This window comes from Acetomicrobium sp., assembly GCF_059026225.1.
Genome location: NZ_JBWQOQ010000007.1, coordinates 417336 through 429919, shown reverse-complemented (window position 1 = coordinate 429919; position 12584 = coordinate 417336). Strand labels below are relative to the sequence as shown.

Below are 12584 nucleotides of genomic sequence, written 5' to 3'. Positions count from 1 at the left end.
GGGAAAATGCGTAATTTCTAAGGCTATTACAGCAATCAGGCATAAAAAATCCCGACGCTTCAAAAAACCAGTCGGGACATAAAAATGGGGTGAGCGAGGGTCTCGAACCCCCAACCCCTGGAGCCACAGTCCAGTGCTCTGACCTATTGAGCTACTAAACTCTAACAGTAGCACACATGCGGGTTCTTAATCAACCTGTTTTCGGCAAATCGCAGCAAAATTGCCAAAGTCCAACGCTCCTAAATTTGCCCTTTCATAAAAACTGCAAGGCAAAATTATGAACCAAACGAACCGTGTGGTTTTATTTCAAGAGAAGTTTCAATCATGGGAGGATGCTTTGGAAGCCTTTTTACTTTTTAAGAAAGCTGATGGGCTTGCAGTTGGGACAATTGACGACTACCGCTACCATGTCACGAGGTTTTTTGGCCTATACCCCGATGCTTGGAACCCGTCCGACCTAAGCAGGGCAAGAGTTGCCGTTTTGTCCTATTTGGGCCAAGACGACATCGCACCGGCAACGTTCAACATCAGAAGGAAATACCTCAAAGCTTTCTTCTCGTGGCTGGTGGACGAAGGTGCTTACACAGGAAATCCCGTGGAAGGCATCAGGGCAAGGAAGGCCGAACCGAGAATCGTCCAGCATTCGGCCGAGACGTTGGCCAATCTTTTAAAGCTACCCGACAAGTCAACCTACTGTGGCAGGCGAGATTATGCCTTAATATGCCTTTCCATAGACACAGCCATAAGGCCAAGCGAAGCATTAGCACTTACTGTTGACGATGTCAACTTAAAAGAAATGACTGTGCTGGTCAGGGCATCAATCGCAAAGACACGAAAGAGCCGAACGCTACCCTTCTCCATTGAGACGGCAAAGGCAATACAGGGGTTAATTACCGCAAGGCCGAGGGAATGGGAAACACCGCTGCTCTTTGCCAACTACGAAGGAGACAGGCTAACGATTTCGGGTTGGAGACAGAGACTTAAAAAGGTTTACGCACCCAAGCTTGGCCTAAAGCGTCTTTCACCCTACGACTTACGGCATGATGCAGCACTCCACTTCCTGCGTAACGGCATGAACCCCTTTGCGTTGCAAACGATTATGGGACACACCACGCTTGACATGACCAAACGTTACATAGCCCTTGCCGAGTCAGACATAAGGGAAGCACACGATATGGCATCACCAGTGAAGAAGCTTTTGGGGAGCAAAAGAGGGTCAGGTAAGGCCAATTAGCATAAAATGAGGGGTAAGAAATGAAACCAAGACGCATGTGTGAAGTAATGAACTGGACTTCCCCCGCTTTAGCGGACATCAACCTAAGTCACTTTTATTAGATTTTTATATGTTCTCTCGAATTCCTCCGGGCTTTTGTAGTCAAGGGTAGAATGCAGTCTAGTACGGTTGTAGAATACCTCAATATACTCAAAGATTTCAATTCTGGCTTGAGCCCTGGTTTTAAACCCGCGATGGTACACGAGTTCTGCCTTCAAGGTCTTAAAGAAGCTCTCCATTGGAGAATTATCCCAACAATTGCCCTTGCGGCTCATTGAACATATATATCCTTCCTTTTCGAGCAGTTGTCTGTAAGCAAAGCTGCCATATTGACTGCCCCTGTCGGTATGAACGATCAGCCCTGGCATTGGACTGTCGGGTATGTATCGCCATATTCATGGCTTCAATGACCAGTTCCTGGGTCAACCGTTGTTTCATAGAGTATCCCACGATCTTCTTGGAGTAAAGGTCCATTACAGCCGCTAGGTATAGATATCCTTCGTAGGTGTGGATATAGGTTATGTCTGCAGCCCATTTCTCATCTGGACATCCAGCGATAAAGTTTCTGCCTAAGACATTATTTGCCACTGACATATTAGAACCCGAGTCGGTCGTGATCTTGAATCTGCGCCTCCCTACGGCCTTTAAACCTGCTTTTCTCATTATTCGTTCTATCCTCTTTTTGCTACAGTGAATGCCATCTTTTGCCATTTGTCTATGTATCCTGGGACTGCCATAGGTACGGCGGCTTTCGTTGTAGATATAAATTATACGTTCTTTTATGATTTCTTCCTGAATTTGCCTTTGGCTTAAAGGCTTTTTTAGCCAAGAATAATATCTACTACGAGATACTTTCAGGACACGACACATCGTCTTTACGTGAAATACCTTCGAGTTATCCAGGATAAAACGGTATTTCATTTCGGGACTTTGGAAAAGATGGCTACAGCTTTTTTTAGTATGTCCCGTTCCTCCTGGACGAGTGCCAATTCCTTCTTTAGGCGACGGTTTTCTTCTTCCAGATCCGTTCCCCGTCTTGCCTTGCCCAGGCCGGGGAATGCCCTATCTTTATATTCTTCCTGCTCTCTTTTCCATCTTGCGAGCATGCTACAGCTGATTCCCAGATCTTTAGCTATTTCACTAATACTTTTGCCGCTGGTATGGCATAAGTCTACTGCGTTGCGTTTAAACTCCTCGTTGTAATGTCTCCTCGCACTTCCCATGAACAAAACGCCCCCTTCAGGTTGGATTATATAGTCTTAACTTCGTGTCCTGCAAATCGGGGGAGGGCCAAACGGTATCAGGTACTACACAGAGAAGGCACCGATAATTGCTCGCGATTGTTATTGGGACGGACACAACATGGAAAGACACGGACGCAACACCTACCTTTACAAGACGCCAAGGGGGGTTACTTTGCGGTGTACCTCACACTGTGGCAGGGGGGAGATTGACAGACTGGAACCGTTACCCTTCTTGTACGAGGCGGTGGCACTGTACGAGCAGTTGCCGGAAATGGAGGTGAAATTTGAGGAAGCATTTCCGACCGTAGACGTGGAAGAAGCCTAAGACTTACGTAGAGGCCTCTAGGATGCCCTAGGTGGATTGTGCAAAAACTATGCGATATTATAGCTCGTAGCCTTAAGTGCTGTTCCCAGCACTTATTTTAATTTGATTTTATCTGGTTTTACATATCTTAATACGCCATTACGTATGTGATAGCTTTCAGCTATTCTGTAAATATTACCTGGATCGATATTAAATTGTTCAACAAAGCCTTCCCAGTTAATTTTATTGGCTATATCTCTATTAAAAATTATTTTTACAACAGTCTCCAGGCTGCTGTTGCCATATTGATCCGTCATTTCACCTAACGCAAACATCCCCACAGTATCAACTTTTGGGTTTTGATACAAAATGCTGCAGGCTGACAATACCGTACCACCGACACATCTAACCAGATCGGTTTCATCCCATACTTGTCCTATTTTGAAAAACACAGATAAATTCTTGTGCCCTGGATTAATTGCACTGTCTATGACTTTAACTTCAACAATGTTGTCCTTGAAGTTTCTGCATTCCCAAATCGGATTTAATCCTGAATCCTCTTTTAATGCTGCCGCAACTGTCTCAGGGGTTATTTCTGATGTTGGCCAAGAGGATGGTTTACTGCTGCCGTTTCTTTTGAAGAACATGAATGCAACAATCGCAATCAATCACTACCAATATTATCAAGCATCCAACACCCGCTGGTATGCCTTTTTGTCTATCTGTTTCTTTTCGCTCATTTCTCTGATCATTGTTTAGTATGCTCCCCCTCCTAACTTATGTTGATTATTTTCAAAAACCTCTCTTGGGCTTATTTATGACGCACATCACCTTTCCTAGAATTTTAATCATATCGCTTTCTATGTCCTCTTTTGTGAATATAAGTGGGGGATATGCTAAATTGTCTGCACGCAGTTCAATGCTACCATCTCTTTTTAAAAAAATCCACTTTATCGCTATCCGGGGCATGATGCCAGAGGCCTCTTTCTTCCATCAAGTTCACCTCTCCCCTAGGATCTCCCCTAGGATGGACATAATGAGAGCGAATGGGGGCGTCCTGGAAGGCCGGGAAGCATGTCTATCTCCCCGAGATGGCGTTTAACACCTCTGCACCTATAACCTGTAGCACACATTTCAATAGCCCTATTCCGAAGCCGGTAGAACGATCTCTCCGATATGGCTAACTCGCTTGCTACCGTCTGCCTCGATCGCTTTTTGAAGTAGTATAACTCCACTAACTGTTTCAGCTCGTCGGGTAACACCTCATAGGCCCGCTCTACCGCTGTCATCTTTAGCTGTAGCGTCTGAAACTCAACGTCTTTCTCCTTGGCCAACATCACCCTTTCCTCGATCGCCATTCCGGTGTGCTGGCCGTTGGCCCTTATGTACCCCTCAGACACGTTACAGCGAGCGATGAGGTACTGCTCACGCACAGCAAGACTCTTAGCCAACAGCGGGTAGTCGAACAACGTCCGCTCTACCTTGCGGAAAACGTCCTGACGGTCTCTCACTTACAAGCCACGTCGTATTGGCTCAGCTCCGTCAAAAGTGTTCTTATCTCGTCATCCAAAATCTGTGCTATTTCTCCCGGGTTCGTGAGGCCAAGTATCTTAGGTGCCACGGCTTTGGGGATCTCAAGCACACGACGCTTAATGTGCTCTACCATGTTGTTCGTCAAAAGCTCGATGTCTTTTGCTTTGTGCATGCTTTCTTTCAGCTTCTTGAGCTTCAGCTCTGACATCTTCCGCTTGGCCTTCTCGTGTTTTGCCTTTTCAGCCCAGTAGTTTTCCTTCGTTTCCTCGCCTGTCGGTTTCTGTCTTTATGTAGCTAAGATAAGCTTGCACGTTAGATGCTACCGGAAAGCTGCCATCCTTTTCCCCTATAACACCGGTCTTTATCAGCTCATCAAGCTCCTCAAGTGACACGCCAAGCATGCTTGCCATTCCTTCTTTGTCCGTCATTGCTCAATCGCCTCCTTTTTCTGTAAAAATAAGGCATCATAGTCTTTCAGCTCTTCTAAGGCCTCGCACAGTTCTTTTGTAATTGTGCTTTCCGCCTCCTCGACGGTCTCGACGCCCACAAGGACGGGGGCAAGCTTATACGGCACGCCAAGCATCTTATTTCTGAAAGTTACAAGTATTCCTGTCCATACATACTCGATCTTAGTCTCGTCGTGATATTTGCCCTGCGTGTATCCGAGCTTGAGCTCGGCCATTTGCCTTAACGTTTTCTCGTGCTTGGCCTTTTCCTGCCAGTAGGCTTCTTTCCACCCTTGTGTTTTTGGGCCCTCTCTCGCCTTCTGGTACGTTATAAACCTAGCAATATTTGACACAAAAGGAAACTCCCCCCGGCCAATTTTTTCGAGTATTCCAAGCTTGGCGAGCCTGTTAACATACTGTTCCGTTATTCCTAACACGTCAGCTAATGTCTTTGCGTTCACCGTGTTGTCTGCCATTTTTCCCCTCCCCTTTTGAATTGAAACTGCGAATTTTTTAGATGACACCTAGCCCTTTTTCGGGGCTCGACGCAACCACTTTCCCTTTTTATCTTGTGGAAGGACCCGTCAGCCAGCACAGTGCCATGTACAGTGCTTGCATGGTGCTTGCATGCGGATTTTCTATGCTCTCTGCTCTCTTGGCCATCATTATTCACCCACACCTTGCATTTGAGGCACTTAACCAACGTGTGCGGTAAGGGCTGCCTTGGCCCCAAGTACGCTCCACATCTAGGACAAGTTACCCCTTGGCCGTCAGCTTCCTTTACATCTCGTTTAGCGAGCAATCTTAGCCCTCCTTATTCTCGACTTACTCGCTACACACTCTCGAGTGTTCGGCGAGTGTATCGATTCATGTTTATGCCCCATAACTACTCTCCACCTCCATCAAAATGTCACACTTGCATTGCTAAAGTTTTGAGAAAGACTTTGTTGCTTTACTTTCCTACCGCAACTCACTGCTTCAATCGTGTTTAACTTTAACAAGCATTGTTTTCGTTGCAACAGTCATGGTTCTTTTATATATATACACAGTGCTCAAGTAACGGCTTAACACTTGAGCGAACAGGTAGAACTGAAAGAACAGGGTTTTACAACCTTTATATACACTCAGAAAAATTGTTGTAAAAAGGTGTTCTTTCTGTTCTATATTGTGAAGATTGCCACATGCTTTCACTGTGTAATTTCCTTCCATCTAAGGCCAATCCAGCTACGCTGTCGGCTATAACCTTTTTGCATTTCTTCGTAACCAAACCCTTTCATCTCTCTATTGATTCGGTCCCATGTGTACGCCGTCCTTCCCTTGGCCTGCAGCCACTCCGAGAATCTGTTTTTAAACTCCCCCTTGGGGATGTAGTCGTCCTGCGTGAAAGTTACAAAACAATTCTCCTCGATGAATGTCTGGAGTGGCGAGGAGAGCTTGAGATACAACTCACGTGTTTCGTCTGCCCCCTTGTGGCGTGTAAACACAAAATTACTCTCCATCAATTTTTCTAGCTGCTTTATTGCTACAAAAAACAAAGCCTCGTACTCCTCCGCATCGGCATTGGCCAGCCTCACTTCAAGCTGTGGATTCTCCTTGAACTTCTTGGGGAACTCGATAAGGAACAGCCTGCGATAAAAGGCTTCGGTGGTGTCACGTGAGCTTGGCACTTCATTTGTTAGAAATATTAGCTTGGCGTAATTCGTGAAGTGTATTGGATTCCTGTATTTCCTGTCGGCCTGGATTGTGTCGCCACCACACAGCTGCTTGAGCAGTCTAGTGTCCTCGATTTCGTTATATTCCAATTCACCGCAGATGTTTGCCAAGTTGACGAAACAAGCTCGGAAGCTGCGAACCCAGAACGCTGTATTTCCTTCATGGATGTATGAGAGACGTTTTCTGTGCCCAAAAGCCTCTCAAGTATTCTTGCGAATAGAGACTTACCGTTAGAACCACGGCCGTAAAGTATAAAAAGCTTTTGGTAGGGGTAGGCCCTATATAGACAGTAAGCCATTAAGCTCGTATAGCGTTACAGTTTCTTCTTTAGGCAAAAAACTCTCTATTAACGGTATAACAAGCTCGCTTAAAGCATCGGGGTTGTAGTCCCAAGGTAATTTCCACGTGAAAAAGTCATCGGCAAGGTAATTGCGTAATCTCTTGCTTCTTAGGTCATACACGCCATTGGCACAGGGGATGAGGTTTACGTCAGGTTCGGGTAACGCTTGGCCTTTCCATGAGCATCCTTTGACATCCGCCACTATTTCGTCAATGACGTAACGCTTCTTTTGCACATCTGGGAGGGCGTCCAATGAGGTTCTTAACTGCGACTCCACCAGGGATTGGCCGTCTTCACGCCACAAGCCAGCCTTGGAGTCAAACCAAAAGAGAGGTTCTCTCTCCCCCGGCCACCAGAACGTGTATCTTGCCATGAGAAGATCGGTAAATGGCCGGGGGTAGAATTTATCGACCACGATGATCTTATTGCCGTTTTTCGGCCTCTCACCTTCAGGTTCGGGTGTGCTGATATCTAACTTGTCCCACGTAGATAAAGTTTCACCAGTCATGGCAGACCCTCTCAATCGTCCAGCTTCCGTATGTGTAGCCCGGCCTTAGACGCCTGTCCCACTTGGCCCTCATCAGACCGCTTTGCCTAAACAGTGCGTCTATTCTTGCCCTGTCCCCGCCCGTCCAGAAGGCCAATATCCGACACAAAGCCATATCAGCTTCGCTGTGGCTTGGGTATCCCGATATATCACCCTTCCAAAGCCTCATAAATTTATCGCCCTGTGGGCTTTGTGTTATACGATCGAGCAAAGCCCTGTCGTCCAAGTTGCTTGTCATCCTTGGCCGTGGCATGACGGGTTGTTTTCTTTCCGTGAAGAACCGGCGGATTAGGATGTCAATACCAGCCTGTATGCATTTTAGCTCGTGCCTGTCCTCAAATGTGTTTCCGGTAACGGCGATGAACCTGTTAGCTCCGTAGATTTCGATGACCCCCTTCTTGCGACCGGCAAAGGGCAGTTTGGCGAACCCAAAGACGTGAAGGCCATGGCCAGACAGACTAATTTCCGTGTATGACGGACACAGGTTGATGATCTTTCTGGCGTTCGGGTGCAGTTTTCCGCCGTCGTCGATGCAATCGTCGAGGTCCAAGGCGACGAGGCCGTCGCCGTCGAGGGCGAAGCACACCGCCCCTCTACCTTTACTTACAGCCTCGTCGAAGGACAGCCATGTTGAGGGGTCGTTTGACTTGCCGAAGGGCCTTTTGCCACGCCTTGGCCTTGTCCTTGTCCTAATGATAGGATAAGAAAAAACATGATAGAAGGACTCTAAAATGACACCGAAAACCTCGCCGGGTTGGCGTAAACAGCTGGAAAAGGAATTAGGCCAGAAAATACCAAACGTAGTATGGAAACGTGTAATTGAGAGAGGTTATATCGACACAGCCAACGAAGAAGAGGACATAAAAGACGAAGAAGGGCTTAAATATCTTGTGGAGGTAATAGACCCTTTGCTTGAAGACTACGAGGTTTTTTCGTCGAGTCCCAAGCTTCCTATCCAAAGAAAAGGGGTAAACATTTACCCTCAGTTGAGATTAAACCCAATAAGCGATTTGAGGCATTGACGGATATCATTGCCACATTGGGCAATCGTGACGAAGGCGTTCGGAAGTTTCGTGATGAGGTATTGAGGGGAAAACTCCTATCACCAGAGGAAGTGCCGGAATGGATTAAGGCACAAAAGGTAAAGGAATCACATACACTTACGATATCGATGGACGTTGTTGCAGGTGATGAATTAGAGACAAGAGTTTCAGAGAGAGCAAAACAACTATTGGAAGCCATAGAAAAAGGCGAGAATTGGCTTTTATATGTAGATGGAACAAGTGGGTATACACTCCATTACATCGTGCCGGGTAAACAATACGTTGGAGCTATACCGATAAACAAGGACGGCATATTAGGCCAACTGAAACGCTTGGCCGAGAGCTTTAAAGACTTTGGCCCGAAGCATGGGCGGTTAACTTCATTCTTACGGGAGAGGCACGCCCGGTGAACAGGGGAACCATAACTTTTAGACAAACAAGCAGAGCATTAAAAATCATACTCGAACTTTCCCCATACCTCACAGGCAAAGAGGTGAAAGAACTTTACTTCAAGGAAAGGAAAGCCCTTCTAGAAATGGCTACAGGCAAAACAAAGGTGCGAGAGCTTACCGATAAACACATCGATTTGGCCGTGTTCGGCGTGAAAGAGTCGGGGTCGTGGACAAAAGAGATGCAAAAATGGAATGAGCGACATCCAGAGTGCAAATACACCAGTAAAGGCACATTCGCTAGGGACGTAAGGACAGCTTACGAGAGGATTACCGGGTGGAAGTGGGAGACTCATCAAAATCAAAATAGGAAAGCTAATACAAAAGAGAACGGGTTACCACAGATAACTCAGTTTAGCCATGAACGACAGAAAAAGCTTGGATAAAAATGCTGAAAGGAGGGGGGTCTTGCAGTTCACAAAAAGGCGTAGTTTTAGGAGTTACCAGAGCACAGTAAGAAAACAGTCCAACGCTCCAAAAATGAGCATAAAAAAATCCCGACGCTTCGAAAAACCGGTCGAGACATAAAAATGGGGTGAGCGAGGGGCCTCGAACCCCCAACCCCTGGAGCCACAGTCCAGTGCTCTCACCTGTTGAGCTACGCTCACCATTTCTTTGCGTATTATATCATATTTTGGCGTGCCCGGGGAGACTCGAACTCCCGACCTTTGGATCCGGAGTCCAACGCTCTATCCGCTGAGCTACGGGCACTTTAGCTTTTAGCCAATATACTATAAACAATGAAGGAAAATTTCGCAAGTCCCTTATTTTTAGGAACTGCCTTTATCTACGAACCTTACAATGGTGACTCCATGACCTCCCTCGCCAGGTCCGCCCAGACGGAATTCTTCGATATATGGAAGTCTTTTGCAAAGTTCGTGTACCTCTTGGCGCAGTATCCCCTCTCCATGTCCGTGGACTATCGTAACTTCTTTGTAACCCGCCCTAAAGGCCTTGTCCAGGTATGTTTCCACCGTTGGTATCGCCTCATTAACCCTCATGCCTCTTATTATTAGGGTGCTGGGAACATTTTTAGGTTTTTCTACGCTAATTTTAACTGTGGGCTTCTCTTTTTGTTCGCTTGTCTCCTCGAGGACCCTTAACCTTCTGAGGGAAACTTCTAAGCGCATTGGCCCTGATTGGACCGTTGCCGTCTCGTCATCTATCCTCTCAATGATGCCAGTAGCATTGGTGCCCAAAATTACGACCTCATCGCCTACCTTTGGAAGCTTTCCTTCGAGGATCGAGGATTTTCTCTCGATGCGGGCCAATTCGCGTTGCTCCACATCGTCCAAAATTTTATCCGTCCTTTTTTTGTGTTTGGCGAACCTCTTATGAGCTTCTCTTAAACTGCTGGTTTTCCTTAATTCCTTAAGCAGTAATTTGGCAGATTCCTGCGCTTCTATTATGATGTCCTTTGCTTTCTTTTCGGCTTCTGCCATGATGTGTTCGCGTTTCATTTCAATGGCCGCAAGTTGTCTTTCTAGCTCTTTCCTCATGGCATTTATTTTTGCTGTTTCTTTTGCCAGCTCCCTTTCTTTTTCTTCGAGCATGGATAGTTTGGTTTGCAGCTTTTCCATGAGTTCTTCCATGGAAGTATCGCGTGTCTTGAGCTCTCTTTCCGCAATTTCCAAGACGCTTTCGGGCATGCCCAGCCTTTTTGCGATTAGCAGGGCGTTACTTCTTCCGGGAACCCCTAAAAGCAGTTTGTACTTGGGCAAAAGGGTCTCAGGGTCGAAGTCTACGCTTGCCGTTTCTACGTTTGGCGTAGTTAGAGCGTAACGTTTTATGGGATTATGATGAGTTGTCGCCAATACAAGGGAGTTGTGCTTTAAAAAAGTCTCCAGTATGGCTATACCAAGCGCTGCGCCTTCATCGGGGTCTGTTCCGGCTCCGAGTTCGTCAATTAAAAATAAGGAGGCTTCGTCAGCTATTTCCAACATCTCGATAATTCGCTTCACATGGCCGCTAAAGGTGGATAAGTTCTGTTCGATGCTCTGCTCGTCTCCTATATCGGCTTCAAGGTGCGAAAATTGACCGATTCTCGACCCTTCCTTGGCCGGAATCGGCAACCCGCACCAGGCCAGATACACGCAGAGGCCAACGGTCTTTAGCGCGACGGTTTTACCTCCCGTGTTAGGACCTGTTATCACCAGTGCCCTGAAGTTCCTTCCGCAGTGTACGTCTATGGGAACGGCTTGCGGTCCCAAAAGGGGATGGCGTGCGCAGGTCAGATAAAAACCGCCTTTTTGTTCTATCTCCGGTAAAATCCAATCATGGGATTGCAAAAAGTAGTAAATTCCCCACAGCAAATCAAATTGGCCAATTAAGTCTTGAGCCCTAAGTATGGCTTTTTCTCTGGCCAAAAGCATCTCTGTCAGTTTTTGCAATATCCTGCGTTCTTCCTGTCTTTCGTCTTCCCTTAGCATGGCGATTTTATTGTTTATCGCCACTAAAGCGTTGGGTTCCATGTAGACAGAGTTGCCAGAGCTGGAGTAATCCACAAATACCCCTGGAAAGGAGGGGGCACTTTCTTTTTTGACCAACACGACGTAGCGATCATTTCGCAAGGTAATAACCTGATCTTGAAGCTTAGAAGTCAAGGACTGGTCTGAGAGAATCTTTTGCCCGATCGCCCGGGCCTGCCTTTTGGCGGCTGCGAGATTGCCTCTTATCTCGGCCAGCTTGCTGGAGGCGCTGTCGTACAGCCTTCCGTCATCATCGAGGACGGACAAGGAAACTACCTCTTCGCCAAAATCGGCAAATTCCCGTGCCCTCTGCGCTACTCTTTCGTAACCTTCCCTTGCAAGGTCAAAGGAAAGCTCCTTTATTCTTACGGTAAGTCCGAGCAAATATCTGAAAGGCAAGAGCTCTTCGCCAAAGAGTATTCCCCGGGATTTTCCTTCATCTAAAAAATCGTTGACCAGCACCATGCGGTCATCCCAGGGGAAATCCCCTTTTATGTCAATGTAGCGCTCAAATTCTCTGTACAAAGCCTGTCCTTCTCTTAGCATCTCGATATTGGACAAAGGTTTTATGTTTTCTACGTACTTCCTGCCTATTTCAGAACGTACGTGTTTGCTATAAAATTTTAATATTTTATCAATATCAAGTAATTGTCTTGTCTGATTGCTTGATATCATTACAAATGTACCTTTGTAATTAAATTTGGGAGCGCCAGATAGTTTATGACGCCGTTTTTTAGCAACCAGCCGCTAAGGTAATTCCAAACGTTACTTGCAAACATCATCGCTTTGCTTTGATCCATCCATGTCAGTATTCCATTTCCCAGATAGATAGCTGCTAACTCGAAGGCCAGGTAAAAGAGGATCAACATGATTGAGGCTTTGCAAAGCCCACAAAGAGAGCCAAGAATTTTGTCGATCATCGGGACGCGGCCAAAATAAACGATCTTTTTGACGAGCCTTCCAAGAAAAGAAGCAGTTAGGTTGACAACGATAAATATCAACGCAATGGCAATTATGTAGGCGACTATGTCGGGAAAGTTTAATCCAAACTTCAACATGCTCGCAAAGTTTGGAGAATATTTCCAAATTAACATGAAGCCGACGATTAAGCCAAGAAAGCCAAAAAGTTCGTTCAAGAAGCCACGTACAAATCCCTTAATGACAAAAAAGGCCGCCAAAAGAAGCGCTAAAAAGTCAGCAATAGTGGGCATGTCAAGCGTCATC

The 12584-nt window shown here is 46.3% G+C and carries 15 protein-coding genes, 3 tRNA genes and 1 pseudogene; 5 read left to right on the top strand and 14 right to left on the bottom strand.

Annotated elements, in window-relative coordinates; translation table 11 throughout:
- Window positions 1–90: 90 nt before the first annotated feature.
- Window positions 91–153: transfer RNA gene (locus AC5SXE_RS06550), tRNA-His, on the bottom strand.
- Between the two features lie 124 nt (window positions 154–277).
- On the opposite strand from AC5SXE_RS06550, the gene AC5SXE_RS06545 reads away from it, so the two are divergent.
- Window positions 278–1234, top strand: coding sequence for a tyrosine-type recombinase/integrase (locus tag AC5SXE_RS06545; RefSeq protein ID WP_493916962.1), 957 nt, complete (start codon window positions 278–280; stop codon window positions 1232–1234).
- An 83-nt stretch (window positions 1235–1317) separates the two neighbouring features.
- Here AC5SXE_RS06545 and AC5SXE_RS06540 read toward each other — a convergent pair.
- Window positions 1318–2496, bottom strand: a pseudogene (locus AC5SXE_RS06540) (IS3 family transposase).
- Window positions 2497–2635: 139 nt separating this feature from the next.
- On the opposite strand from AC5SXE_RS06540, the gene AC5SXE_RS06535 reads away from it, so the two are divergent.
- Window positions 2636–2842 carry a hypothetical protein gene (locus AC5SXE_RS06535; RefSeq protein WP_310849738.1) on the top strand — a complete coding sequence of 69 codons (207 nt, stop codon included), beginning with the start codon at window positions 2636–2638 and terminating at the stop codon, window positions 2840–2842.
- A 92-nt stretch (window positions 2843–2934) separates the two neighbouring features.
- Here AC5SXE_RS06535 and AC5SXE_RS06530 read toward each other — a convergent pair whose 3' ends face one another.
- The 8 genes from AC5SXE_RS06530 to AC5SXE_RS06495 all read right to left on the bottom strand — a co-directional run bounded on the left by AC5SXE_RS06530 (window position 2935) and on the right by AC5SXE_RS06495 (window position 7986).
- Entirely contained in the window at window positions 2935–3468 is a 534-nt protein-coding gene (locus AC5SXE_RS06530) for a hypothetical protein (protein WP_493916961.1), read from the bottom strand.
- Window positions 3469–3843: 375 nt separating this feature from the next.
- Window positions 3844–4332, bottom strand: coding sequence for a DUF722 domain-containing protein (locus tag AC5SXE_RS06525; protein WP_493916960.1), 489 nt, complete (start codon window positions 4330–4332; stop codon window positions 3844–3846).
- Entirely contained in the window at window positions 4329–4562 is a 234-nt protein-coding gene (locus AC5SXE_RS06520) for a hypothetical protein (protein WP_493916959.1), read from the bottom strand. Before AC5SXE_RS06520 ends, AC5SXE_RS06525 begins: the two co-directional genes overlap by 4 nt.
- A 31-nt stretch (window positions 4563–4593) precedes the next feature.
- Window positions 4594–4782: a hypothetical protein gene (locus AC5SXE_RS06515; protein WP_493916958.1), complete on the bottom strand. Its 189-nt coding sequence runs from the start codon at window positions 4780–4782 to the stop codon at window positions 4594–4596.
- Window positions 4779–5276, bottom strand: coding sequence for a type IV toxin-antitoxin system AbiEi family antitoxin domain-containing protein (locus AC5SXE_RS06510; protein ID WP_323721439.1), 498 nt, complete (start codon window positions 5274–5276; stop codon window positions 4779–4781). Before AC5SXE_RS06510 ends, AC5SXE_RS06515 begins: the two co-directional genes overlap by 4 nt.
- A gap of 711 nt (window positions 5277–5987) precedes the next feature.
- Window positions 5988–6623, bottom strand: coding sequence for a DUF5906 domain-containing protein (locus tag AC5SXE_RS06505; protein ID WP_493916957.1), 636 nt, complete (start codon window positions 6621–6623; stop codon window positions 5988–5990).
- Between the two features lie 168 nt (window positions 6624–6791).
- Complete coding sequence (locus AC5SXE_RS06500) at window positions 6792–7361, bottom strand: hypothetical protein (protein WP_493916956.1); 570 nt, start codon at window positions 7359–7361, stop codon at window positions 6792–6794.
- Window positions 7351–7986: a phage NrS-1 polymerase family protein gene (locus tag AC5SXE_RS06495; protein WP_493916955.1), complete on the bottom strand. Its 636-nt coding sequence runs from the start codon at window positions 7984–7986 to the stop codon at window positions 7351–7353. The genes AC5SXE_RS06500 and AC5SXE_RS06495 overlap by 11 nt, the downstream gene beginning before the upstream one ends.
- Before the next feature lie 145 nt (window positions 7987–8131).
- On the opposite strand from AC5SXE_RS06495, the gene AC5SXE_RS06490 reads away from it, so the two are divergent.
- Genes AC5SXE_RS06490 through AC5SXE_RS06480 form a run of 3 tightly spaced genes read left to right on the top strand, consistent with a single transcriptional unit; the run spans window position 8132 to window position 9278 of the window.
- Window positions 8132–8422 carry a hypothetical protein gene (locus AC5SXE_RS06490; protein ID WP_493916954.1) on the top strand — a complete coding sequence of 97 codons (291 nt, stop codon included), beginning with the start codon at window positions 8132–8134 and terminating at the stop codon, window positions 8420–8422.
- Window positions 8419–8853, top strand: a complete 435-nt coding sequence (locus AC5SXE_RS06485) for a hypothetical protein (RefSeq protein ID WP_493916953.1) — start codon at window positions 8419–8421, stop codon at window positions 8851–8853. The genes AC5SXE_RS06490 and AC5SXE_RS06485 overlap by 4 nt, the downstream gene beginning before the upstream one ends.
- Window positions 8850–9278, top strand: a complete 429-nt coding sequence (locus AC5SXE_RS06480; RefSeq protein WP_493916952.1) for a hypothetical protein — start codon at window positions 8850–8852, stop codon at window positions 9276–9278. Before AC5SXE_RS06485 ends, AC5SXE_RS06480 begins: the two co-directional genes overlap by 4 nt.
- A gap of 145 nt (window positions 9279–9423) precedes the next feature.
- Here the strand turns inward: AC5SXE_RS06480 and AC5SXE_RS06475 are convergent.
- From AC5SXE_RS06475 to AC5SXE_RS06460, 4 genes are all read right to left on the bottom strand, one after another.
- Window positions 9424–9500: transfer RNA gene (locus AC5SXE_RS06475), tRNA-His, on the bottom strand.
- Between the two features lie 27 nt (window positions 9501–9527).
- Window positions 9528–9603, bottom strand: a tRNA-Arg gene (locus AC5SXE_RS06470).
- A 59-nt stretch (window positions 9604–9662) separates the two neighbouring features.
- Window positions 9663–12035: an endonuclease MutS2 gene (locus AC5SXE_RS06465; RefSeq protein ID WP_332636043.1), complete on the bottom strand. Its 2373-nt coding sequence runs from the start codon at window positions 12033–12035 to the stop codon at window positions 9663–9665.
- On the bottom strand, window positions 12035–12583 hold the full coding sequence (locus AC5SXE_RS06460; RefSeq protein ID WP_332636042.1) for a CvpA family protein: 549 nt from the start codon (window positions 12581–12583) through the stop codon (window positions 12035–12037). The genes AC5SXE_RS06465 and AC5SXE_RS06460 overlap by 1 nt, the downstream gene beginning before the upstream one ends.
- Between the last annotated feature and the right edge of the window lies 1 nt (window position 12584).

Excerpts from the sequence above, each read along its gene's own strand:
- AC5SXE_RS06545 (WP_493916962.1), top strand. The coding sequence starts at position 278 with ATGAACCAAACGAACCGTGTGGTTTTATTTCAAGAGAAGTTTCAATCA.
- AC5SXE_RS06535 (WP_310849738.1), top strand. The coding sequence starts at position 2,636 with ATGGAAAGACACGGACGCAACACCTACCTTTACAAGACGCCAAGGGGG.
- AC5SXE_RS06530 (WP_493916961.1), bottom strand. The coding sequence starts at position 3,468 with ATGTTCTTCAAAAGAAACGGCAGCAGTAAACCATCCTCTTGGCCAACA.
- AC5SXE_RS06520 (WP_493916959.1), bottom strand. The coding sequence starts at position 4,562 with ATGTCAGAGCTGAAGCTCAAGAAGCTGAAAGAAAGCATGCACAAAGCA.
- AC5SXE_RS06515 (WP_493916958.1), bottom strand. The coding sequence starts at position 4,782 with ATGACGGACAAAGAAGGAATGGCAAGCATGCTTGGCGTGTCACTTGAG.
- AC5SXE_RS06510 (WP_323721439.1), bottom strand. The coding sequence starts at position 5,276 with ATGGCAGACAACACGGTGAACGCAAAGACATTAGCTGACGTGTTAGGA.
- AC5SXE_RS06500 (WP_493916956.1), bottom strand. The coding sequence starts at position 7,361 with ATGACTGGTGAAACTTTATCTACGTGGGACAAGTTAGATATCAGCACA.
- AC5SXE_RS06490 (WP_493916954.1), top strand. The coding sequence starts at position 8,132 with ATGACACCGAAAACCTCGCCGGGTTGGCGTAAACAGCTGGAAAAGGAA.
- AC5SXE_RS06465 (WP_332636043.1), bottom strand. The coding sequence starts at position 12,035 with ATGATATCAAGCAATCAGACAAGACAATTACTTGATATTGATAAAATA.
- AC5SXE_RS06460 (WP_332636042.1), bottom strand. The coding sequence starts at position 12,583 with ATGACGCTTGACATGCCCACTATTGCTGACTTTTTAGCGCTTCTTTTG.